Genomic DNA, 22,054 nt, shown 5'->3' with positions numbered 1-22,054 from the left:
GCTTTCATTCGCCGAATTTTAAATAAAAACTCCCAAATACTTACTGAATAAGCATTTGGGAGCATAATAAGTAGGGTGTTAACGCACCTAGAATGATCAGCAAGGTTCCGCCATCGCCACTACAATCTTTCGTTTTCCGACGAATGGCATCCTTCCATGTGCAGCCAACATATTGTCCAGCATTAACACATCTCCTTCCTGCCAAGGATAAATTACTGCTTCTTGACGATATATTTCCCGGATTTCGTCTAAAACCGAGACTTCAATAGGAGAACCATCACCATAATAGGCATTGCGGGGAAAATTGTCTTCTTTGAGTAATGCAGATAATGATTCGCGCACTTCTGTTTTCAAACTGGAAATATGGAACAAATGGGCTTGGTTAAACCATACCATTTCACCAGTTTTCGGGTGTTTGGCAACAGCTGGACACACTTGGCTAGTTCTGAGAGTATTGTTACCTGTCCATACAAAAGAAATACCCAACTGGCGACAATGACTTTCTACCTCAAATTTATTCGTGGTTTGAAAAACTTCTTGCCAAGGCAAATCGACATCGCCATAATTTCGCACATACATGACTTGCTTTTCCATAAACCGTTTTTTGATGGACGGGTTAATGCGTTCAAACACTTTACGGCTATCAGCGATTGGTGTTTCTCCGCCAATCTCTGATGCTTTCACACAGAAAAACCATATCTTCATGGGATAAACGGGAGAGTAAGCATTTTCGTTATGTAGTGGAATGATTTCATCTGCGGGATATTCAGTTGAAGTATAGATTTTATCGGTGACTTCTGTACGTGGTGTTGAGCGATAGGTGTAATCTAAGAGTTCTCCGGCGGATACTACTTTCACAAACTGTTGGAAATCTTCAACTGTATTGACATGGAAATTGCGAAAGAGTATGCCACCATTTTTCAGTAAGTTAGTTTCAATTAAATTACGGTTCTGCTGTGTCCAGTTGATTAAATTCATCCCATCTACAGCCGGGGAAATAACTAACGGTAGAGGATTATCTGAGTTGAGGGGTTCTATATTAACTAGTTTTTCAACTACTTTGCGTTTGCCAATTTGTAGTTTTTTAATGCTGTTTGTTGGTAATTCTACGTTGTTCATTTTGATTCGTTTGAGTTAATAGATTTGTTGGTTTTACATTCTAGGCACAGATGCTCAGATGAAAAGAGTGTCAGAGATATAAAGAATTAAAGTTCAAGATAGGAACATATTCTTTGCATCTCTGCTTTGGTAAAAATCATTCTTGGTCAGTAAATACGGTAAATTAAGCTGATTTACGCTTGAATTTGTGCAATTTATTAATTGCTGTCGCTGCCAGTTTTTGCTCTTTGATGAGTTGTTTTTGTTTGTCTGATTGCAGCAGTATTTCTGCTACTGTTTGTAACTTGGCATCAGGTTGTTCAGTAATTTTATTGGCGACAGTTGCAAAGTTTTCTAGAATATCCGCAATAGTTTCGTGAGTAAAGCGATTTCCTTCATAACTGAGTCCCACAGATATATTTTCACCAGGCATAATTACCAACATCAAGGGATATTTTGTGCGTTCATAATTACTGATGTTGTCGATTTTTAAGCCGCTACTAGAATTTTGCAAAGCAGGATCTACTGGGTAATTATAAAAGGCGACGTTAGTCTCAAACATTGGTGTCCCGCTAGCTATTTCACTTACTCTTTGAATTTCCACTAAGGGAGTGTAAGAATATTGCTCCCGTTCTACTTGCCGTGTGTGTAAATCTTTCAGCCAAGGTAATATTTGATCATCGTCTGATACTTGTACCCTCACTGGTAAGGCATTGATAAACATCCCTACCATAGTTTCTACATCGACAAGTGCAGGGGGACGACCAGATACAGTTGTGCCAAATACTACATCTTTTTGATTACTGTAATGGCTGAGTAATAGCGCCCAAATTCCTTGTACTAAAGTGTTAAGAGTGAGTTGATTTTGTCTAGCGAGAGATTCTAGTTGAGTTGTTAATGCTTGTGGTAATTGAATATGCTGCTCGTGATAAGTCTGCTGTTGTTGGGAATTGTGAACAATAGATTTATCTGCCATGAGCGGAGTTGGGACTGTAAAACCTTGCAGCGATCGCTGCCAAAATTCTTTGGCTTGGGAAAGGTCTTGTTGTTGCAACCAAGTTATATAATCCCGGAAGGGACGAGGCGTTTTTAAATATAAATCATGGCCTTGATTCGCAGCTTCATAGAAAGCAAAAGCTTCTTGAACCACGACAGGTAAAGACCATCCATCTATCAACAAATGATGGAATGTCCAGACAAATTCGTAAGTATCATCTGCTGTCTGAATGAGACTACAACGCATTAAGGGAGCTTGGTTAAGTTCAAAACCCTTGTTTCTATCTGCTGCGGTAAAAGCTGTCAGTTTTTCTTGTTGCTCGGTAGGCGATAGAGAACGCCAGTCATCAACCGCAAAAGGTAGATTGACAGTTTTGCAAACAACTTGGTGTGGCTGATCCAGATTGTCCCAAACAAAGAAGGTACGCAAAGCCGAATGACGCTCAACTACACGTTGCCAAGCTTGTGCAAACGCTGTGGTATTAATAGAGCCGTGGAGCGTGCAGCTTAGTTGTTCGCAATACACCCCCGACTCTGGATCATACAGGCTATGGAAGAGAATACCCTGTTGCATCGGGGAAAGGGGATAAATCGACTCAATATTTTTCTTGTGACTGGCTGTGTCACGGTTTGCCATTTCTGCAACTAAATTGTCCAGATATTCCTGAGTTAACTCAGCTTCGGGAAAATCTGAAGGTGTATAACCGCCAACATCAGTAGACTGACAATGATGGATAATCTCTGTAAGTGCATTGATGAAACCAGCTGCTAAAGCCTCAATAGTAGATGTTTGGTGAATGTTTTGGCTATAAGTCCAATTCAGTTGCAGCTTACCTGATACTACTAAGGCGTTAACTTCTAATAAGTGAGTGCGATCGCCCGATATACTTTGTTCATTACCCGCAGACTCTTGAGCCAATTTCCACGCTCCAGACTCCGATAACTCTTGGTCAAATTGTCCCAAGTAGTTGAAACTAACTTGTGCCTGGGGTGCAGTTGTGAGTTGATGGCGGATTGCAGGGTTGGGGTTGAGATAGCGGAGAATACCGTAGTTAATACCCCGTTTTTGGCAAGGGCGTAATTGTTCTTTAATGGATTTTAAGGTTTTACCCACATTGGCGATCGCTCCCAATTCTAATTTAATAGGGAACAGGCAAGTAAACCAGCCGACAGTGCGCGATAAATCGATGTCTGCAAACAGTTCTTCTCGTCCGTGACCTTCCAAATCAACAAGTAGGGAAGATTCACCAGTCCATTGAGCAAAGCTTTGCACCAAAGCAGTTAACAACACATCGTTAATTTGGGTGTTGTAAATTGCCGGCACTTCTTGCAGCAAAGCACGAGTTTTTTCTATATCGAGAGATACGGAAACTTGTGCAGATGAAGCCACAGTATTAACCGCTTGGGGATAGTCTACAGGCAAAGCTATAGAGCCGGATGACTGACCTAGCCAAAAGTCGAGTTCCCCTGCAAGTGCTTCTGAGTGGCTATATTCAGTCAATCGCTGCGACCATTCTTTGAAGGAAGTCGTTTTGGCTGGTAGTTGAACTGTTTCGCCACGATTGAGTTGCTGATAAGCATGAAATAAATCTTCTACCAAAATTCGCCAAGAAACACCATCCACAGCTAAGTGATGCACAATAATCAGCAACCGAGCAGATTGTGTAGCACCGAAGTGGAACAGGGCGGCTTGCATTAACTGTTGGGACAGATTTAAGCTAGCGTGTAGCTGATTTGCGGTAGTTTCCAGGGCTGTTTGTTGTGCTTGTGGGGCTTTTTCTGACAACTCTACACAAGTTAAAGCTACTGTGCTATCAGCATCCGCGTGAGTCTGTGACCAGCTTTCCCCTTCTTGAAGAAATCTCAACCTTAAAGCATCGTGGTGTAATAGTAATTGCTGCAATGCTGATTCCAAGATTTCTGGTTTCAGGTCATTTGGTACTTCCAACAACACCGACTGATTAAAATGGGCTGGTTGCGGTAGATTCTGGTCAAAAAACCAATGCTGGATCGGTGTTAAGGGTAACGAACCTGTAATTAAACCTTGTTCTGCCGTGATACTTTGTATCGTGTTTGCCACAGCAGCCAACTCAGCAATTGTTTGATGCTGAAATAACTGCTTGATATTGAGTTGAATTCCGGCTTGGTTGGCTCTGGCAATAATCTGCAAGCTGAGGATAGAATCGCCACCAATTTCAAAGAAGTTATCGTGAATCCCAACTTGCTGTAATCTCAATACATCTGCCCAAATCGCCGCTAACTTGTCTTCTTGTGGAGTACGTGGAGCAACAAAGTTAACTGCTAACTCAAGACGGGATTCTGGTGCAGGTAATGCACGGCGGTCTACTTTGCCGTTTGGTGTTAAAGGCAGAGTATCTAACATCACGAAAGCCGAAGGAACCATGTACTCAGGTAGCCGTTCTTTGAGGAATTGTCGCAGTTCACTAATTGTTGGTATTTGGTCGGGATTGGCAACTGTGTAAGCGACTAAACGTTGGCTACCAGGGATATCTTCACGGATGATAAGTATATTTTGGATTACGCCTGGATGCTGGCTGAGTAAGGCTTCAATTTCTCCCAATTCAATGCGGAAGCCGCGTAACTTCACTTGATGATCGATACGCCCTAAGTATTCAATATTGCCATCGCTTAAGTAGCGAGCGAGATCGCCGGTTTTGTAAAGTCTCGCTGCTGGTTCATGGCTAAAGGGGTGAGGAATGAATTTTTGTTGTGTCAACTCAGGACGGTTGAGATAACCTCTGGCTAATCCAATACCACCAATATGCAGTTCGCCTGGAACACCGATGGGTACAGGTTGTAAATATTGATCGAGCAAATATATTTGTGTATTGGCAATGGGACGACCAATGGGGGGTTTGTTCGTGCTGTTGCTGCTGCATTCTGCGATTGTGGCACAAACGGTAGTCTCAGTTGGGCCGTAAGCATTAAAGAAACGCCGACCACAAGACCAACGCTCGACTAAATCGGGAGGACAAGCTTCTCCTGCTACAATAATATTTTGCAACGCTGGGAGTTCATCAGCAGGTAAGACCGCTAAAGCTGAGGGTGGTAAGGTGATGTGGGTAATACCGTATTTTTGTAATAGCTGAATTAATGATGAACCAGGTAATAAAGATTCTTTTGTTCCCAGATAAAGTCTAGCTCCTGCACCCAGAGTCATAATGATTTCTGAAATAGAAGCATCAAAGCTAAAGGAGGCGAACTGAAGAATCCGGCTGGATGTTTGCACATCAAAAGTCTGAATCTGCGCTTTGGCTAAATTGCATAACCCAGTATGCTCTACCATCACGCCTTTTGGTTTGCCTGTCGATCCAGAGGTATAAATTACATAGGCTAAATTGGCAGTGGTAACTGTACTGGTGGGATTAGAACTATTATTTTTGGCAATTTCGTTCCAGTCTGCATCCAAACAAATTGCGATCGCTTGATGCTCTGGTAATTTCTCTACTAATCGCTGTTGTGTCAATAACACTGGTAATTGAGCATCATTGAGCATAAAAGCCAAGCGATCGCTCGGATAGTTAGGATCTAAAGGTACATACCCACCACCAGCTTTGAGAATTCCCAATAATCCCACTATCATCTCTAGGGAACGCTCAACGCAAATCCCCACCAATACGTCTGGCTTGACACCCAAGGTTTGCAATTGGTGTGCTAATTGGTTGGCGCGATGATTTAACTCTTTGTAGGTAATTTGCTGATTTTCAAAGACTACCGCCACCGCATCTGGTGTTTGTTCTACCCACTCTTCAAATAACTGATGAATACATTTACCTTGGGGATAATCAGTGGTGGTGTTGTTCCAATCTACAAGTAATTGATGCTGCTCGCTAGCACTTAATAATGATACTTCCGCAATTCGTTGTTGAGGATTAGCCACAATACTTTCCAGCAAAGTTTGGAAATGTCCTGCCATGCGGCTAATAGTTGTCGCATCAAATAAATCGGTGTTGAATTCCCATTCTCCTAAAAGTCCTGACTCGGTTTCTTGCATTGATAGCGCCAGATCAAATTTCGCTGTGCGATTTTCGATTTTTAAGAGATTTAAACTCAAGTTGGGTAATTCTAATTTACCCATCGGTGCATTTTGCATCGCAAACGCCACTTGGAACAATGGCATATGGGAGAGCGATCGCTCTGGTTGCAAAGCTTCGACTAATCGCTCTAAAGGTACATCTTGATGAGCATAGGCATCTAAAGCCACTTGTTTGACTCTTTGCAGTAATTCTGCAAAACTCGGATTCCCCTCTAAATTAGTTCGCAGCACTAAAGTATTGACAAATAAACCAATTAATGAAAGTGTTTCTTGGCGATCGCGGTTAGCAATAGGAGAACCGATGACAATATCTGACTGGTGACTATAGCGATAGAGTAAAGTTGCAAAAGCTGCCATCAGGGTCATAAACATGGTTGTCCCTGACTTTTGGCACAGGATATTTAGTTGTTTGGTGAGATTTTGGTCGAGTTCAAAATATAAAGTTTGACCTTGAAAAGTTTGCACTGGAGGACGCGGGCGGTCTGTAGGTAATTCTAAGATGGGGGGAATACCTGCTAACTGCTGCCGCCAGTAGTTGAGTTGATTTTCTAATACTTCACCTTGCAAGCATTGTCTTTGCCAATGAGCAAAATCAGCATATTGAATGGCTAATTCTGGCAGTGGAGACGGTTGATTTTGCGAAAAAGCGGTGTACAGAGTTGAAAATTCTTGAATAAATACCCCCATCGACCAGCCATCAGAAACAATATGGTGCATTGTCACCAGCAACACATAAGATTCTGGGGCTAATTGTAGCAACGTCACCCGTAACAAACAATCGTTCGCTAAGTCAAAAGGTTTTAATTGTTCCGCGATCGCTAAACGTTCTACCTCGGCAAACTGTTCTGCTGCTGGCAATATTTGTAAATTAATTACAGGAATATTTATTGTGAGATGAGGTGCAATTATCTGAACAGCATTGTCATCAACGTTTTTAATGTTAGTCCGGAGAATGGCATGACGTTGAATGATTTCGGCAATGATGTTTTCTAGGATAGATACTTGCAGATTGCCAGTAATTTCTACCGCAGCCGCCATATTATATGCAGCACTATTACCCTCCATTTGGTCAAGAAACCAAAGTCTTTGTTGGGGAAAAGATAAAGGTATTAATTTGTCGCTGCTAACAGCTTCAATGCGCGGCAATTTAGGTTTATTGTTGATTGTAGAAGATTGCTGTGCTAACAATTTTTGCAGAACAAGTTCGCGTTTTTGAGGCGATAGCTGTTCCAAACGCTTTAGTAATTCACTCATATATTTATTGCTAGGATTTAAACAGGTAACTTTGGTCAAGTCACACAACTTAAGTGGCTAGTGCCGGTCAAAATTTCTATAGGGTAAGCTCAATTGAGTTTATGCACTCACTTCTCGAAAATATGTTTTTTGGCTCTGCTGATTTTGCACGCATTGATCATAGCTTCAGCTTGTCTGGTAATTTTCAAACGAATTTGAGCAGCTATTGGAGATAAAAACCGAAGTCCCACTTATTTTTTTGGCAAAGCCAATATTTCTTCCTAGCAAAATTCCCTAAGTATAATAAACTAGACACAAGTGCTGTTCAAGTTTTCTTTATACTTTCGGTTTTATGTATAAATTTATACAAAAATAATTAATTTTAAGTTATGCGTTCACGTCAAAATATCACTGAACAGTTTACGACCTTCTTGCAATTCGATACCGACAAAGCAATTAGTTGGGCAGTTGATGCTAGACTGCACAGAAATCTAATTAACTGTCAAACACGTCTTTCACAGCCAGAAGTTTCCGAATCTTTTTGGGTGTGTTACTGGTATAAAGTATGGCAAGAAAAACCTGAGAGTTTAGCCAGGGGACATTTTTCAGCTTATTTACAAGAAGTCTGTTACTGGGCTGTTCACAAAATAGTTACTAATCTTTCCTCTACCCAACACACACTATCTGACTGCTTTCAAATGGTGATCATTCGGGTTGATAAGGTGTTGAAAGGGTTTAAACCCAACCTGAACTTTAACCTGAAAAATTATGCTAGTGCGATTTTTAGCAGCGAATTCAAAGAAATGCTGCGATCGCAAAACGAAATTGATATTTGTACTAATTGGCGATTGTTAAGAAAGTTAACTCAAAAGCGGTTAGTAGAGTCTTTACAAAATCAGGGAATCCATGAGGATGTTATCCAACGCTATGTATTAGCGTGGAAATGCTATCAAGCGTTATACGCTCCTAAGCAAATTGTCGGTACTCGCAAATTATCTAGACCAGATGATGCCACATGGACAGCGATCGCTCAACTTTATAATTTCCAACGTCAAACCCAACTTTCACAACCAGGGCCAGAGTGCAGTCAAGAAACCATAGAGAAATGGTTGATTATTTCTGCTCAAGCCGTAAGAGATTATTTATATCCCAATATGATTTCCCTGAATGTCTCAGTAGGGGAGGAAAATTCTGGAGATGAATATATAGATATAGTACCGCAACTCAAGCAGGAGTCCTTGATGACAGAAATTCTGGCTCAAGAAGAACTGCTCGATCGGCAATCACAACAAGCGCAAATTAGCAACGTCCTAGTTACAGCTTTAACTGAACTAGATCCAGAAGCCCACAATATCATCCAACTTTACTACAGAGAAGGCTTAACTCAACAGCAGATTGCTCAACAGCTAGGAATTAAGCAGTACACCATTTCTCGTAGGCTGGCTAAAGTCAAAGATTTTTTGCTCCTCAAACTTGTTACGTGGAGTCAACAATCGCTGCATATTTCTTTAAACTCGCTGGTACTCAACTATGTAAGCACCATTCTCGAAGAATGGTTACAAACTTACTATCACCATTCTCTCTCTGAATCAACATAGCAATTCTTATGGTTAGCTTAGATGCACTGGCTCTCAAAAACTCTACACACTTATGGCTAGAAATTTCGGAAACTGAGCAAAAAAAAATTTGGCAGCAAAGCCAAGCCTTTTCCTCAGATAGTCGGCGGTGGAGTGCCTATCTCAATCGCTTGAGCCTGAACACTTTTCTACCTTGGCTACAAGCCGAACACAATCCCGATGCGACTGCTTTTCCCCGACTGGCTGCGCTACCCAGTGTTTGGGAAGTAGTCAATGGTTTTGGGATTTCTTTCGGGACAAAACGTATGGTATTAATTCCTACGGAAGCAGTTGATTTAAGCGAACTGCGCGTTCCGCAAGAGTGGGTAGATATTCCTAGTTGGACAGCAGACTATTACCTAGCAGTACAAGTAAATCTCGAAGAAGGCTGCATCCGGATTTGGGGATACACCACCCATGCGCTACTGAAGAGTATGGGTACTTATGACGCAAGCGATCGCGCCTACTGTGTGGATGGAGAGAATTTGATTGCTAATCTTGGTATTTTGTGGATAGCAAGTCAACTTTGTGTGGAAGAACCCACACGTTCTGAAGAAACAGTACCTTTACAAGAGTTAGCGATCGCGCAAGCACAAAATTTACTGCAACGTCTTGGAAATCCGGCTCTAATTTTACCCCGTCTAGCAGTACCCTTTCCCACTTGGGGTGCGCTCCTAGAACATGGCGGTTGGCGGGAACATTTGTATGAACAGCGTCAAGGACAACAACAAAAGTGGTCAATTACCCAATGGTTGCAAGCTGGTGTATCAGATTTTGCACAAGCATTTGGCTGGCATAGTGTCGAGCTAGAGTCAAATTTTGCAGGAGCTAGAGGTTTAGAGTCAACAACTGAATTACCAACTTTAGTGCGAACACTCACTATTGCTGGGCAAGAATATGAATTGCGAGTCAAGGCAAAAAATAGTATTACAGATAGAGTCTGGCGATTTGAATTACAAAATGCAATGAGAGGTGAAATGATTGCCCAGGGAATAAAATTACGACTGTTGACAGAAAATTTACAACCATTTTATGGCAATCAAGTACAGGCTAATACTCCAGTAAATAAGCTATACCTGGAAGTGGCACTGGGTGATACTGAGGAAGGATTGGTATGGGAAATAGAGCCAACTCCTGAAGATTTTGAACACGAAATTTTGTTTTTTTGAAAGATGCAGTTGCTCATCATGACTTGGAGAAAAACGACATACAGACCATTGGTTATTAACTAATGCCTGTTATCAAGCTGGCTGTAGAAAAATGTATGAAGATCAAAATCGTCGGCGAAATACAGCGTAAGATTTATAAACAGGAGTTGCGGGCAACGTTGTCACCAATTGCAGGTATAGTCTACGCCAACAGCCATTTAGAGATTTAGCTTTAAGCAACTAGCCCAGCTCGTAAAGCACGAACAGCTATCTGAGTCCGATCACTAACACATAACTTATTGAGAATATTGCGAACGTGAGTCTTAACTGTACCTACGGAAACGTAGAGTTTTTCGGCAATCACAGCGTTAGAGCATCCATCTACAATCAGCTTTAAGACATCTAATTCTCTTCGAGTGAGCGGATATGTTTCTACAATGTGGCTATATTCTGGTGACAAGCCATTAATCGCTACCGTGTCTGGTCGAACGTTGGCAGCAGTTGTAGCTTTTTGGGTCTGCTGTAAAACGATCCGAGCGATTACTGGGTCAATCCAGGAATTACCATTAACAGTCAGATGCAAAGCCTCTACTAATTTATCAGTACTGGCATCTTTCATGCAGTAAGAATCTGCCCCCGCCGCGAAGGCTGCTAGAACAGTATCTTCACTATCCTGCATGGTCATAATTAAAATCTTGGTTTGAGGGGTTTGTTGTGTGTCCATTGAGTTGAAAAAGTGTTGAGTCAACTCAATGCCGCTCATATCAGGCAAGCCCACATCAACAATCGCAATATCTGGTTGAGTAGATTTAAGCAACTTCAGACCAGAGGCAGCATCTCTAGCATCACCAATGACTTCAATGCCATCTAATTTTTGCAAAGTAGCACGTAGACCAATTCGTGTCAGGTCATGATCTTCAATTAAAACTACGCGGATTTTATTCATTGCCCAACCTCACATTTTCGCTTCTATTAGACACAAAAGCTCTCTTTCAACAGCAGTAGAGCTTGTATCGATTGTTAGCATTGTAATGCTTGAGTCTGCTTGTTTCTATTCATCTCTAGATGGGTCTATCAAGTTAAATCATCTTTCCTTAGTTAGAGAATAAGTGCAATCTGAGAGTAAATCTAAAAAATTTATTAAATAATTCTAAGGTTAAAGCTTTTGATGAGCCAAAGCGATCGATCGCTTCACTCCACAAGCGCTACTTTGTCCCATTAAATCATCCCATCTCCTATGATAAATGGCTTCTTCAGCCGACATTAAACGTTTATATAACTTGCTATCTACTGGGTGAGCTTCTAGTAGACGATGAAATCTTGGAGTGTAACGTTTGGGGATAAGTACACCTGTTACCAGGCTAAACTTCCAATTCCTTCATGATTTGCAACCACTTATCTGGTGTCGACAGGGCTTGTTGGAGAAATTTGCTTGTCAGATTGCTAGCATTAGCTTGATATAGTAGGGTGGCATAGCTAAAACAACGAGCTGGTTTTTTGAACCCATCGTTACCATAAACAGAAATCAATTCCGCCAGCTTTTCCTCTACTTTCAAGATTATTTTGGGAGCAAGGGCAAGTAAATCGTACATCCACTGTTCCTTCTGGGCAATAAAAGCCGATAATTCTGAATTTGCAGAATTTCTAAACTCATCACAAATCGCCTGAATTTTTTCCCACTTATAACTACCCCAGGGTTTAGCCTTCATCACTGGCAACTGCCATTTAACTATCTCTTCTTGCCAATAGTCTTTAGCTGCTTGTACTTGAACAATTTCAAAACTAGGTAAAATTAGGGCTGTCAATGTCCCACCATGACAGGCTCCAGTATCAATACCGTAGGTTTTTTGGGGAATTATGAGGGGATGATCTCCAACAACGCGATGACCAAAAATTACTGGCTTAACACCAGTATATAACTGACTCCAAGAACTATCTCCATAGCGTTTTCCCAGGTGTTTTTCACCCGCAGTGCAACCACATAAAACCTCTTCCCTTTGTTCCTCGATGGGTATACCATCTTCCACCGCAGCATGAACGAAAATTGCCGATTCGGTTTCATGATAGTAGGGTAGATGACTAATCCATTCTAAAAATTCGCCATAGCTGTCGCCAAATTGTAATTTGACAATTTCCTGGGAGTAGGAAAGAGTTTGTCTGAGATGTTTGCGTTCGTGATTACCCATCAAGACGATGGTATTAGGACGATTTTTGAGAAAATCATACACCTTGACTGAGTCAACCCCGCGATCAACAATATCCCCCAAGGAGACTAAACAATCTTTTTCTGTAATTTCTACTTTGGCTAATAGTTGAAGCAATTCTGCATAGCAACCATGAATATCGCCAACTACAATTGTTCGCATAACTCAAGTTCAATCGAATAAATTTAGTGTAGCCTATATACTACTTTTTGTAGCATATAGGCAAAAGTTGTGAAGATATGGAAAGCCAGCAGATGAGAAGTAAAAGGGTTGTTAATTTTATCAGTGGACACCTTGATATAACTCAAGCAGAATTTGAGATCCATTACCGTCCTTTGATCGATCGCGCGATCGCTCAAAACGAATGTTTTGTTGTTGGAGATGCGAGGGGCGCGGACACCCTAGCGCAACAATATCTTTGGGGACGGACAGAGGCAGTAATTGTTTATCATATGTTTACCAGTCCTCGCAACAATCCCGGATTTTTAACCCGTGGTGGATTTCAAAGTGATGTAGAGCGAGATACACAAATGACGTTGGATTCTGACCGAGATATAGCTTGGGTAAGACCTGGAAGAGAGCGATCGGGTACACAAGCAAACTGCGATCGACGAATTTTACTAATATAGTTTGACGTAAAGAAGCATACCATCATTAAAATACTGAAAATCCTAAAAATCATGGCTTTTACCAACTGTCAACTGCCTGCTTATCAAAATTAATAATCAGTTCAGTAGGTACAATTAATGATGTGATTTTCGCCTGTGGAATAAATAGTTAGGTAAAAATGCAGTATATATCTTCGGTAATTTATTTTTCTATTTTGGTAATGATGGTAATAACGCCATTTGCAATGCCCTTTTTGTTAAGGCGGAAGGGTTATGTTACTAGTTTGCTATTAAGCAGTTTTCTATCTTTGATGACGTGCGTACTTCTAGTTACTTTGTTGGCATATTTACCAGATAATCAAGCCGAGATGCGGCTTGATTATCTGGGTTTTGATTTTAATGGCTGGTCAGACGAAGACCGACTCAGAAATATTGCTCCAGAATTCAGAGACGAAGCAATAAAACTTTATCGATCGATAATGGGCATTGGGTGGACTTTTAAAGCTATTACTGGGGCAGTTTTGCTCATTCCTTATCAAATTGTTGCTTCTGGCTTAGTTTTCATGGTGAGTCAGTCGAAAAAACATGGCAGTTAGCACCTAACCACAGTTTACAGTGGACGCAAAGGCGGTGGCTGTTATGCCAATAATTGTAGTAAATGCAAGACAATGTATCATCGAAATTTCAAACTTCTGGTTTTTCTGACTACCCCATTTCTTGGTATCGGAATTCTATTTTTACCAACTATTCCAACTTTGGAGGGTGCTAAATTTCTATTCTCTATAATTGGAAGTGTGCATCGAGATGCAAGATTTTAAATTGGTTAAATGCTAAGTTTTCACTTTCATGTAAATACAAAAGTTCATTCAACTAAGCAACCAGTAGGCTGATATAATTAACACCTTGGAGTTAAATTTTTCGCGTAATTGAAGACTCTGAAGTTAATTGAACATCAGCTAAATAATAAAGAGCGATCGCTGCTTGGATAAATAACTGAGTTAAATTCTGCCCCCAAACGCGATAAGCCCAGTCAGCTGTATGTTCAACTTCTTGAAACCCTGCCAAATTGCTTAAATCTGCGCTTTTCATGAATATTACTTCAGTGCCTTCTGCTGTTTTCTACTAGGAGTTATCTGCATAATCTGCGATCGCTTCTCGAACCACCCGATCAAAAAAAGCTGCGCCAACTTTCAATGCTTCTTCGTCAAAGTCAAAGGAAGGACTATGCAACGGGATGTTTTCACAACCTTGTTGACAAGCACCAAATCTGACGTAACACCCAGGAACGTGTAACAAGTAGAAAGAAAAATCTTCTGCTCCCATGCTGGGATAATCCATTGTGACTAATCCCTTGGAACCCAAAATATCAACTATAGCCCGTCGAGCAATTTCTGTTTCTTTTCCTGTATTAATGACAGGTGGATATCCGTGGCGAATTTCTACCTCTACTCTGGCATTGTGCAGTTCTCCTACGGCTGTAGCTATGCGCTTCAGTCCATCCATTATGTGATTCTGCACATCTAAGTTTGTGGTGCGAATAGTACCTTCTAGAATTGCTTCCTCAGCGATGACATTACCTGCACTACCAGCTTCTACTTTGCCGATAGTAACTACTGAAGGATAGGCGGGGTTGATTTCTCGTGAAACTAGGGTTTGCACAGCCATAATTAGCAGTCCGGCAACAACTACAGCATCAACAGCTTCATGGGGTCTAGCTCCGTGTCCGCCTCTTCCTTTGACACGAATAGTAAAGCCATCAGATTGGGCAGTAATGACTCCCTTGGCAACCATAATCTCGCCGACTTGGTAGTGACGGGTGACATGACCGCCAAAGATAGCATTTACTCCTTCTAAAGCACCAGCTTGAATCATCACTTTCGCGCCAGCACCCTTTTCTTCCGCAGGTTGAAAGATGAAGACCACGTTTCCTGGTGGCGGATTCTCTTTCAATAAAGCTGCTGCACCCAACACCATCGCCATGTGACCGTCGTGACCGCAGGCGTGCATCTTACCTGGGTGTAAAGAAGCAAAGGGTAACCCTGTATTTTCTTGTCCGGGGAGAGCATCCATATCAGCCCGCAAAGCAATTGTCGGCGCTCTTTGTCCAGCATTGATCAGTTTGGCAATGATGCCACTACCCACCCCGCCATACCAGAATGGAATACCTAAACGCTTAAGTTCATCTATAACGATGGATGCCGTCTTTTTTTCCTCAAATGCCAGTTCAGGATGGCTGTGTAAATGTCTGCGTAAATCTACCATTCGAGGGAAGACTTTCTCAGATGTCAGGACGTGAGCCATAACATATCTCCTTGTTATTCCTCCAACTGCATCATTTTGGCGCTTACAGGGTCAAAATCCTCTGGAAAAACTGTGTAGCTGTCATATTTGGCTGCATTTAAGTTAGCCCCGTTCAAATTAGCTCCTCTCAAATCTGCGCCTCGAAGATCAGCTTCACTCAAATTTGCTCCCACCAATTTGTCTTTAAACAAATCTGCACCACTGAGGTTAGCTCCCCTTAGATTTGCCTTTCTTAAATAAACTCCACTGAGATTAGCACCACTCAAGTCTGCTTTACTCAGTTTGGCTGCATCCAAGTTGGCTCCGCTCAGGTCTACTCCTTCTAAATAAGTTTCTTGTAAGTCAACTTTAGATAACTCAGCTGCGCGAAAGTCTCTTTCTCCTGTTTCATACTTTCTTTTGAGTTCATGAGCGCTTTTCACTGGTTGATTAGATAGGTTTTTCATAGTGAATTCACCAGTTTTTCTAAGTTAGAAGTGTTTAAATTTCTAGGTGCAACGTGACTCAAATTTTTGGCTTTAATTTAATGCTAAAAGAAAAATTCGAGAAAGTTGTGAAGTAGTTTAACTTTCCTCATAACTTTCTCAAATTTGTTACCTAACCTAAAAGATATCTTGCAAGCGGCGGTCAGTTATGGCTACCATGAGTCAAATCAAAACAAGATTCCGAAATCGCGCTAAAGCAGGGCAACAATTAGCTAACAAACTGACAGATTGTGCCCATAATCCAGATGTGTTAGTGTTAGGACTCGTGCGCGGTGGTGTACCTGTTGCTTTTGAAGTAGCCACAGCTTTAAATGTATCGTGGAATATTTGTTTGGTGAGGAAACTGACTGTTCCAGGACATAAAGAATTAGCAATGGGTAGCATTGCCTTTGGTGGTGTACGTTGCCTTAATTATGATGTTGTGAGTTGGTTGGGTATTTCGGGTAAAACAATTGATGATGTTGCGGCTAGAGAACAACGAGAATTAGAGCGATGCGACAGAGCTTATCGAGGTCATCTTTTGCCATTAGAAATTAGCAATCGCACTATCATTCTTGTGGATGATGGTATCGCCACTGGCTCAACCATGCGTGCTGCCATTGCTATTGTAAGAGAACAAAAGCCTCAGAAAATTATTGTTGCAGTTCCTGTAGGATTAGCTAAAACTTGTCAAGAATTAAGCCGCGAGGTAGATAAACTTATATGTTTAATAACACCAGAACCTTTGTATGCAATCGCTCTCTGGTATGAGAATTTTGCTCAAATTAGTGATACTGCAATTTACGAAATTTTGACACAGTAATTTGCAGTTAGTTCTTAAAATTTTATATACTTTTTTATCGTTTCTTCGTTGGTATTGACTTTTAGAGAAATAATAGAAATGGAAGGTAAAGGTTAATAATTCAAGTTCAAAATTTTCATATACATTGATTACTGAGTTGTAATTGCTGCTATATATGTCGCAGATATAACGATTTTTCCTTCCTGATTTAGTGTGGGAGGTGAGTAGAATGACTATTACAGCCACTCAACCAAAATTGCAGGTAGAAAAGGTAATTAAGAAAAAACGGTTATCTCAACATTCAACAGATATTGGTACTCCTCAAGTTCCCCTCCGTCAACTCCCAGTAAAAAAAGAGCATGAGTTGTTATGTGATTGGGAAAACGCATCTTAATTAGCATATTGCTTGAGCAATCTGTCAATCCAGGCAAGAGATACTTGAGAAATAGGAGAACACATGATCATTCCACTACAAATCACCTTTCACAACATCCCACCATCAGAAGCGGTAGAAGCAAAAATTCGCTCCTTAGCTGATAAACTAGAGCATTTTTATAACCGGATTACGAGCTGTCGAGTCATAGTTGATGCCCCACATCGACATCAACGTAACGGTAAACTTTATCAGGTGCGAATTGACATCACTGTGCCAACAGGGGAAATTGTTGTCAACCGTGACCCACCTGAACATCAATCCCACGAGGATATTTATGTAGCAATTCGTGATGCTTTTGATGCAGCCAAGCGTAAACTGCAAGACCACACCAGTATGCTGCGTCAGGAAACCAAAACTCATGAAGAACAGCCTCATGGACGAATTACGTCTTTGTTCTCTGATGAAGGCTACGGTTTTATCGAAACACCTGATGGTAGCGAAGTTTATTTTCACCGCAATAGTCTATTCAATGGTGATTTTGAGCAGTTGCAGGTGGGAGACGAAATTCGTTTTGCAGAGGAAGAAGGTGATAAAGGACCGCAGGCTAGTACTGTTAGATTGATTGGTAAGCATCGCCTACAAGGTTAGGCTGTTGATTTAAACCACTTTTTGAATAGTCCAGAGAACATCAACCACTTCCGCCTATGGCAAAGTCCGTCACTTTAGCATTTATTGGCGATGTTATGCTGGGCCGGGGTGTCAACGAAGAGATGTCCCGGAGGTCAGCAGAGTCCTTTTGGGGAGATGTTTTGCCGATTTTACGCGGTGCAGATGCGGTGATGTTTATATAAGTTGTGTTTAATACCTGTACTTTTAAGTTACACGCAAGTTGCCCTAGCTAAATGTGGAGAATTTACTGCTATCTGCCAGCGTATGCAGTTTCTTTGTGCAAGTTTCAATACCAGTATCATACAAACAACAGAAGGATTAGAAGTTAACTTGGGGGCTGGGAAAAACGCCACTATCAGTTCTAACCCTTCTCTATAAACACAGGAGATAAACAAATGAAATTACTCTCTCTTGCAGAACTCGAAACACTAGCAAAACAACCCAGAGAAGTCTGTGTATCGATTTTTCTCCCAACTTGCCATGCCGGGATGGACACCCAACAAAATCCTATCCGGTTTAAGAACTTAATTCGAGAAGCTGAAGAACGCCTGATTGAGCATGGTTGGCGTTCTGAAGATGCCAAAAACTTACTCGAACCAGTCAAAGAGCTAGATGATTATGAATTTTGGCAACATCAAAGTAATGGTTTAGCAGTCTTCCGCTCACAAGATTTTTTCCAATATTACTCTGTGCCTATAGATTTTACAGAACGAGTAACTGTAAGTAACCATTTTTACCTTAAACCTCTATTCCCCTTATTCCAGAGTGATGGACATTTCTATATCCTGGCTCTCAGCCATAATCTGATTCGGCTATTAGCAGGAACTCACCATCATATTGAAGAGATTGATTTAACTGGGGTACTACCAAGTCTGGAAGAAGTACTACGGTTTGAAGAACCAGAACGACAAACACCTTCCCATACAGGTACTCCAGGCGCAACAGGTGGACGACGCGCCGCTTCTGGTGGAGTCACGGTATTTCACGGTCATGGTGCTGGTGATGAGGATGAGAAGGAAAACCTCAGCCTGTACTTCCATCGGGTCAATGAAGCGTTGCAGGAGTTACTCAAAGCAGAACACGCTCCCTTAGTGCTGGCTGGGGTAGAGTATCTTTTGCCAATTTACCGAGAGGCAAATACTTATCCTAATCTCGTGGATACTGGGATAACAGGTAATCCAGAACTGCTATCACCAGAAGAATTACACACCCAAGCTTGGGAAATAGTAGAACCATTATTTTTGCAAGCACAGCAAGATGCAATCAATCAATACAGGGAACTGCTAGGAACTGGAAAAGCCTCCAGCCAAATTACGGAAACTATTCCGGCTGCTTGTCAGGGACGGGTTGACAAGTTAATTGTCGCCCTCGGTCAGCAGCAGTGGGGTACTTTTGACTCGGATACCCAAACAGTCCAGGTACATTCCGACGCAGAACCCAACGACGAGGAATTATTAGATTTCGCTGCAACTCAAACTATTTTAAATGGCGGTATTGTCTATGCAGTTGAATCGGCTGAAATGCCAGATGGTACCCCATTAGCTGCGGTATTTCGCTATTGATAGGTAAATTATGAACCTGAAGCAGAGAGGCATTCTAATAATCATCTTGATTGTGATTGTTGGTTTGTCTCTATCCAAAACACTGGTGCATATTTTGACCGAAGCATGGTGGTTTGATACTGTTGGTTTTTCCGAAGTATTTTGAACAAGGTTGACTTGGCAAATCCTTATCTGGATTGTCAAATGGATTCCTTGGTGTGCTGGTACTTGCCAAATAACCGTTTTATTGCATCACAAATTAGTCAAATGCCCGTCGTGTATTATCTTTTTTTCGTCGCCAAATTTTCAGTCCCTCAAACCACAAAATACTGAATACTCCAGAGGCGAGACTAATTATTAAATCATCAAAATGCAGAAAAGAAAAACGGAATAGATGCCGCAATACAGGAAAATACAGCACGAGTCCCATAAAAACTACTGCACCACCCAGTACCCACCACAGTGCTTGATTGGGAGTGCGTAACATCTCTGGAATGGTGCGCGACCAAGAGCGATTGCTCAAAATCATACTCAAATTCGATACAATTAAGGTGGTGAAAGCAAGAGCGCGGGCATCAAATTCTCCGTTTCCAGAATAATAAGACACAGCAAATACAGCTACTAGCACTACTAATACACTTAATCCTTGCAACAATGCTAATTTCAAAGTGCGACGGCTAAATAATGGCTCCTTTGGGTTGCGGGGTGGACGCTTCATCACATTACTTTCTTCTGGCTCTGCCTCAAACACTACAGTACAAGCTGGGTCAATAATTAGGTGTAGGAAGGCAATGTGGATAGGTAATAACACTAAAGGCCAATGAAAGATTACAGGAATCAACGACATTCCAGCAATGGGGATATGAACCGCTAAGGTATAAGCCATACCTTTTTTCAGGTTGTCAAATACTCGTCGCCCCAGCCTGACGGACTTGACAATGGAAGAAAAATCATCATCTAGCAACACTAAGTCCGCAGACTCCCGCGCCACATCTGTACCCCGTTCGCCCATTGCAATGCCAATATGCGCCGCTTTCAAAGCTGGGGCATCGTTTACCCCGTCTCCAGTCATCGCCACGATTTCCCCTGAGCGCTTCAAGGCATTAACAATCAGTAATTTTTGCTCTGGGACAACCCGTGCAAAGATATTCACAGTTTGAATCCGAGAAAGCAACTCGCCTTCTGGCATCTTTTCTAATTCTGCTCCTGTGATGACTTCAGTAGCGGGTGTCAGTCCGATTTGACGGGCAATATTTTGGGCTGTTGCTGGATAATCACCTGTAATCATCACAACCCGAATCCCGGCAGTATAACACTCAGTAATAGCTGACGCTACAGTAGGGCGCACTGGATCGGCCATGCCTACCAGTCCCAAAAATGCAAATACAAAGTCATGTTGTTTTTCAGGAAGAGAGTTTGGCTGATTGTTTGATTGATGTCGCCCGATCGCTTTCGCTATTCCCAAAACTCGCAAACCAGCAGCAGCCATTGTATTGATACGCTGCTCTAAGTCTCGCATTTGTTCGGCATTAAAGTGACATAGATCAGCGATCGCTTCTGGCGCACCTTTGGTAGCAATGACTAATCTATTTTCTGGCGATCGCCAAACACAAGACATGGCTAATAATTCACCAGACAGGGGATACTCGCGCAATATCTCCCAGTCACGATGTAAATGTTCAGTTCTCGCTAAATAGTCATCACCCACTTGTTTGAGGGCTTTTTCCATCGGGTCGAAGGGGTCTTTGCGACTGGCTAAAATCCCAAATTCGATTAATTCATGAAAGGTTTCTGGGAGTGCTTCCCGTTCATGCAACGCGACATCATAAAAATTGGGAGATACAAATAATTGCTGCACCGACATCCGATTAAAAGTCAGTGTCCCAGTTTTATCGACACACAGAACCGTAGTAGAACCCAGTGTTTCCACTACAGGGATGCGACGAGTCAACACCCTAGCTAAAGAAAATCTCCAAGCACCCAACGCCAAGAAAATCGCCAATACTACGGGAATTTCATTAGGCAAAATTGCCATCGCCAGTGCCAACCCTGCCAGAACCCCTTGTAGCCAATTGCTCGTAGATGCGCCATAAATTACGACTACAGCCACACAAATAGCGATCGCTACAAAGGTCAATTTACTAACAATGCGTCGAGTTTCCCTTTCCAGAACCGTCTGTTCCGGTTCCACAGTCTGCAAAGCTTTACCAATCTTGCCCATTTCCGTCTGCATACCAGTGGCATAAACTTGAGCAATACCCTGACCTTGGACTATCAGCGTTCCCGAATAGACAAAGGGCAAATCTTCACCACCAGGACGGTGCTGTGTTGCAGTTATCATGGTGTTTGCTAAATCTGTGCTGTCCCTAACTGATTGCTTGCGTACAGGCAAAGATTCACCTGTTAACAGAGATTCATCGACGCTCAAATGCGTAGACCACAGCACCACAGCATCCGCAGGAACTCTATCACCCTCTGACAAAACAATCACATCTTCACGCACCACTTCCCGTCCCGCAATCCGTTGGCGTTCTCCATCACGAATCACTAATGCACGAGGACTAGAGAGGTCGCGTAATGCTTCCAGTGATTTTTCAGTTTTCTGTTCCTGGTATAAGTTAATGCCAACAATGAAAAAAACAAAGCCTAATAGGATTAACGCTTCCTGAACATCACCCAGAAACAAGTAAATGACACCACAGCCCAGCAAAAGTAGGAAAATAGGCTCCTTGAAGATTTCCAGCGCAATTCCCCAGATAGTACGCTGTTGGGTAGATGGTAGCTCATTATACCCTTCTTGCTTCAGGCGATCGCCTACGGCTGATGCAGACAACCCCGTAATAGATGCGAGTTCAATTTTATCAGCCATTTTTCTCCCTGCGGCTTTGCGACTCTGCGTGAATTTTTCATTTTGTCAATCAGCAACGCTGTTTTTTGAATT

19 protein-coding genes are annotated in these 22,054 nt (G+C 41.9%); 11 read left to right on the top strand and 8 right to left on the bottom strand.

Going from position 1 to position 22,054, the window contains the following annotated elements:
• Window positions 1–96 precede the first annotated feature (96 nt).
• Together ACM5QX_RS13480 and ACM5QX_RS13475 are read right to left on the bottom strand one after the other, a co-directional pair.
• Entirely contained in the window at window positions 97–1,119 is a 1,023-nt protein-coding gene (locus tag ACM5QX_RS13480; RefSeq protein ID WP_414753962.1) for a TauD/TfdA family dioxygenase, read from the bottom strand.
• 163 nt (window positions 1,120–1,282) lie between these two features.
• Complete coding sequence (locus ACM5QX_RS13475) at window positions 1,283–7,405, bottom strand: amino acid adenylation domain-containing protein (protein ID WP_414753961.1); 6,123 nt, start codon at window positions 7,403–7,405, stop codon at window positions 1,283–1,285.
• A gap of 368 nt (window positions 7,406–7,773) precedes the next feature.
• Between ACM5QX_RS13475 and ACM5QX_RS13470 the strand changes: the two genes are divergently transcribed.
• From ACM5QX_RS13470 to ACM5QX_RS13460, 3 genes are all read left to right on the top strand, one after another.
• Window positions 7,774–8,982 (top strand): sigma-70 family RNA polymerase sigma factor, encoded by a 1,209-nt coding sequence (locus ACM5QX_RS13470; RefSeq protein ID WP_414753960.1) that lies wholly within the window; start codon window positions 7,774–7,776, stop codon window positions 8,980–8,982.
• Between the two features lie 8 nt (window positions 8,983–8,990).
• Window positions 8,991–10,169, top strand: coding sequence for a DUF1822 family protein (locus ACM5QX_RS13465; RefSeq protein WP_414753959.1), 1,179 nt, complete (start codon window positions 8,991–8,993; stop codon window positions 10,167–10,169).
• A gap of 62 nt (window positions 10,170–10,231) precedes the next feature.
• Window positions 10,232–10,378 carry a hypothetical protein gene (locus ACM5QX_RS13460; protein ID WP_153228404.1) on the top strand — a complete coding sequence of 49 codons (147 nt, stop codon included), beginning with the start codon at window positions 10,232–10,234 and terminating at the stop codon, window positions 10,376–10,378.
• Window positions 10,379–10,380: 2 nt separating this feature from the next.
• Here ACM5QX_RS13460 and ACM5QX_RS13455 read toward each other — a convergent pair whose 3' ends face one another.
• On the bottom strand, window positions 10,381–11,094 hold the full coding sequence (locus ACM5QX_RS13455; protein WP_414753958.1) for a response regulator: 714 nt from the start codon (window positions 11,092–11,094) through the stop codon (window positions 10,381–10,383).
• Between the two features lie 415 nt (window positions 11,095–11,509).
• Window positions 11,510–12,514, bottom strand: a complete 1,005-nt coding sequence (locus tag ACM5QX_RS13450; RefSeq protein WP_414753957.1) for a metallophosphoesterase — start codon at window positions 12,512–12,514, stop codon at window positions 11,510–11,512.
• A 77-nt stretch (window positions 12,515–12,591) separates the two neighbouring features.
• Between ACM5QX_RS13450 and ACM5QX_RS13445 the strand changes: the two genes are divergently transcribed.
• Window positions 12,592–12,981, top strand: coding sequence for a hypothetical protein (locus tag ACM5QX_RS13445; protein ID WP_414753956.1), 390 nt, complete (start codon window positions 12,592–12,594; stop codon window positions 12,979–12,981).
• Window positions 12,982–13,139: 158 nt separating this feature from the next.
• Window positions 13,140–13,556, top strand: a complete 417-nt coding sequence (locus tag ACM5QX_RS13440) for a hypothetical protein (RefSeq protein WP_414753955.1) — start codon at window positions 13,140–13,142, stop codon at window positions 13,554–13,556.
• 313 nt (window positions 13,557–13,869) lie between these two features.
• On the opposite strand, the gene ACM5QX_RS13435 is transcribed toward ACM5QX_RS13440, so the two are convergent.
• Genes ACM5QX_RS13435 through ACM5QX_RS13425 form a run of 3 tightly spaced genes read right to left on the bottom strand, consistent with a single transcriptional unit; the run spans window position 13,870 to window position 15,707 of the window.
• Window positions 13,870–14,049, bottom strand: a complete 180-nt coding sequence (locus ACM5QX_RS13435; RefSeq protein ID WP_414753954.1) for an archease — start codon at window positions 14,047–14,049, stop codon at window positions 13,870–13,872.
• 33 nt (window positions 14,050–14,082) lie between these two features.
• On the bottom strand, window positions 14,083–15,261 hold the full coding sequence (locus tag ACM5QX_RS13430; RefSeq protein WP_414753953.1) for a M20 metallopeptidase family protein: 1,179 nt from the start codon (window positions 15,259–15,261) through the stop codon (window positions 14,083–14,085).
• A 14-nt stretch (window positions 15,262–15,275) separates the two neighbouring features.
• A complete protein-coding gene (locus ACM5QX_RS13425) occupies window positions 15,276–15,707 on the bottom strand; it encodes a pentapeptide repeat-containing protein (RefSeq protein ID WP_414753952.1) in 432 nt (143 codons plus the stop codon).
• Window positions 15,708–15,894: 187 nt separating this feature from the next.
• On the opposite strand from ACM5QX_RS13425, the gene ACM5QX_RS13420 reads away from it, so the two are divergent.
• From ACM5QX_RS13420 to ACM5QX_RS13395, 6 genes are all read left to right on the top strand, one after another.
• A complete protein-coding gene (locus ACM5QX_RS13420; RefSeq protein ID WP_414753950.1) occupies window positions 15,895–16,548 on the top strand; it encodes a phosphoribosyltransferase in 654 nt (217 codons plus the stop codon).
• A gap of 208 nt (window positions 16,549–16,756) precedes the next feature.
• The gene (locus ACM5QX_RS13415; RefSeq protein WP_414753949.1) at window positions 16,757–16,921 is read left to right on the top strand and encodes a hypothetical protein; all 165 of its coding nucleotides are present in this window, start codon (window positions 16,757–16,759) and stop codon (window positions 16,919–16,921) included.
• A 63-nt stretch (window positions 16,922–16,984) separates the two neighbouring features.
• Window positions 16,985–17,551: an HPF/RaiA family ribosome-associated protein gene (locus ACM5QX_RS13410; protein WP_414753948.1), complete on the top strand. Its 567-nt coding sequence runs from the start codon at window positions 16,985–16,987 to the stop codon at window positions 17,549–17,551.
• A gap of 56 nt (window positions 17,552–17,607) precedes the next feature.
• Window positions 17,608–17,754 (top strand): CapA family protein, encoded by a 147-nt coding sequence (locus ACM5QX_RS13405; RefSeq protein WP_414753947.1) that lies wholly within the window; start codon window positions 17,608–17,610, stop codon window positions 17,752–17,754.
• Between the two features lie 213 nt (window positions 17,755–17,967).
• Window positions 17,968–19,134: a hypothetical protein gene (locus ACM5QX_RS13400; protein WP_414753946.1), complete on the top strand. Its 1,167-nt coding sequence runs from the start codon at window positions 17,968–17,970 to the stop codon at window positions 19,132–19,134.
• Between the two features lie 10 nt (window positions 19,135–19,144).
• Window positions 19,145–19,279 (top strand): hypothetical protein, encoded by a 135-nt coding sequence (locus ACM5QX_RS13395; RefSeq protein ID WP_414753945.1) that lies wholly within the window; start codon window positions 19,145–19,147, stop codon window positions 19,277–19,279.
• A 93-nt stretch (window positions 19,280–19,372) separates the two neighbouring features.
• Here the strand turns inward: ACM5QX_RS13395 and ACM5QX_RS13390 are convergent, their stop codons facing one another.
• Window positions 19,373–21,982, bottom strand: coding sequence for a cation-translocating P-type ATPase (locus ACM5QX_RS13390; protein ID WP_414753944.1), 2,610 nt, complete (start codon window positions 21,980–21,982; stop codon window positions 19,373–19,375).
• Between the last annotated feature and the right edge of the window lie 72 nt (window positions 21,983–22,054).

The sequence above is a fragment of the Anabaena sp. CCY 9910 genome (assembly GCF_963920875.1).
Taxonomy (GTDB): domain Bacteria; phylum Cyanobacteriota; class Cyanobacteriia; order Cyanobacteriales; family Nostocaceae; genus Trichormus; species Trichormus variabilis.
The sequence above is the reverse complement of the archived record's forward strand: the minus strand, read 5'-3'. Positions and strand labels throughout refer to the sequence as shown.

What these genes read in the sequence shown, in the direction of transcription:
- ACM5QX_RS13480 (WP_414753962.1), bottom strand. Translation starts at nt 1,119, where the DNA reads ATGAACAACGTAGAATTACCAACAAACAGCATTAAAAAACTACAAATT.
- ACM5QX_RS13475 (WP_414753961.1), bottom strand. Translation starts at nt 7,405, where the DNA reads ATGAGTGAATTACTAAAGCGTTTGGAACAGCTATCGCCTCAAAAACGC.
- ACM5QX_RS13470 (WP_414753960.1), top strand. Translation starts at nt 7,774, where the DNA reads ATGCGTTCACGTCAAAATATCACTGAACAGTTTACGACCTTCTTGCAA.
- ACM5QX_RS13465 (WP_414753959.1), top strand. Translation starts at nt 8,991, where the DNA reads ATGGTTAGCTTAGATGCACTGGCTCTCAAAAACTCTACACACTTATGG.
- ACM5QX_RS13460 (WP_153228404.1), top strand. Translation starts at nt 10,232, where the DNA reads ATGCCTGTTATCAAGCTGGCTGTAGAAAAATGTATGAAGATCAAAATC.
- ACM5QX_RS13455 (WP_414753958.1), bottom strand. Translation starts at nt 11,094, where the DNA reads ATGAATAAAATCCGCGTAGTTTTAATTGAAGATCATGACCTGACACGA.
- ACM5QX_RS13450 (WP_414753957.1), bottom strand. Translation starts at nt 12,514, where the DNA reads ATGCGAACAATTGTAGTTGGCGATATTCATGGTTGCTATGCAGAATTG.
- ACM5QX_RS13445 (WP_414753956.1), top strand. Translation starts at nt 12,592, where the DNA reads ATGGAAAGCCAGCAGATGAGAAGTAAAAGGGTTGTTAATTTTATCAGT.
- ACM5QX_RS13440 (WP_414753955.1), top strand. Translation starts at nt 13,140, where the DNA reads ATGCAGTATATATCTTCGGTAATTTATTTTTCTATTTTGGTAATGATG.
- ACM5QX_RS13435 (WP_414753954.1), bottom strand. Translation starts at nt 14,049, where the DNA reads ATGAAAAGCGCAGATTTAAGCAATTTGGCAGGGTTTCAAGAAGTTGAA.
- ACM5QX_RS13430 (WP_414753953.1), bottom strand. Translation starts at nt 15,261, where the DNA reads ATGGCTCACGTCCTGACATCTGAGAAAGTCTTCCCTCGAATGGTAGAT.
- ACM5QX_RS13425 (WP_414753952.1), bottom strand. Translation starts at nt 15,707, where the DNA reads ATGAAAAACCTATCTAATCAACCAGTGAAAAGCGCTCATGAACTCAAA.
- ACM5QX_RS13420 (WP_414753950.1), top strand. Translation starts at nt 15,895, where the DNA reads ATGGCTACCATGAGTCAAATCAAAACAAGATTCCGAAATCGCGCTAAA.
- ACM5QX_RS13415 (WP_414753949.1), top strand. Translation starts at nt 16,757, where the DNA reads ATGACTATTACAGCCACTCAACCAAAATTGCAGGTAGAAAAGGTAATT.
- ACM5QX_RS13410 (WP_414753948.1), top strand. Translation starts at nt 16,985, where the DNA reads ATGATCATTCCACTACAAATCACCTTTCACAACATCCCACCATCAGAA.
- ACM5QX_RS13405 (WP_414753947.1), top strand. Translation starts at nt 17,608, where the DNA reads ATGGCAAAGTCCGTCACTTTAGCATTTATTGGCGATGTTATGCTGGGC.
- ACM5QX_RS13400 (WP_414753946.1), top strand. Translation starts at nt 17,968, where the DNA reads ATGAAATTACTCTCTCTTGCAGAACTCGAAACACTAGCAAAACAACCC.
- ACM5QX_RS13395 (WP_414753945.1), top strand. Translation starts at nt 19,145, where the DNA reads ATGAACCTGAAGCAGAGAGGCATTCTAATAATCATCTTGATTGTGATT.
- ACM5QX_RS13390 (WP_414753944.1), bottom strand. Translation starts at nt 21,982, where the DNA reads ATGGCTGATAAAATTGAACTCGCATCTATTACGGGGTTGTCTGCATCA.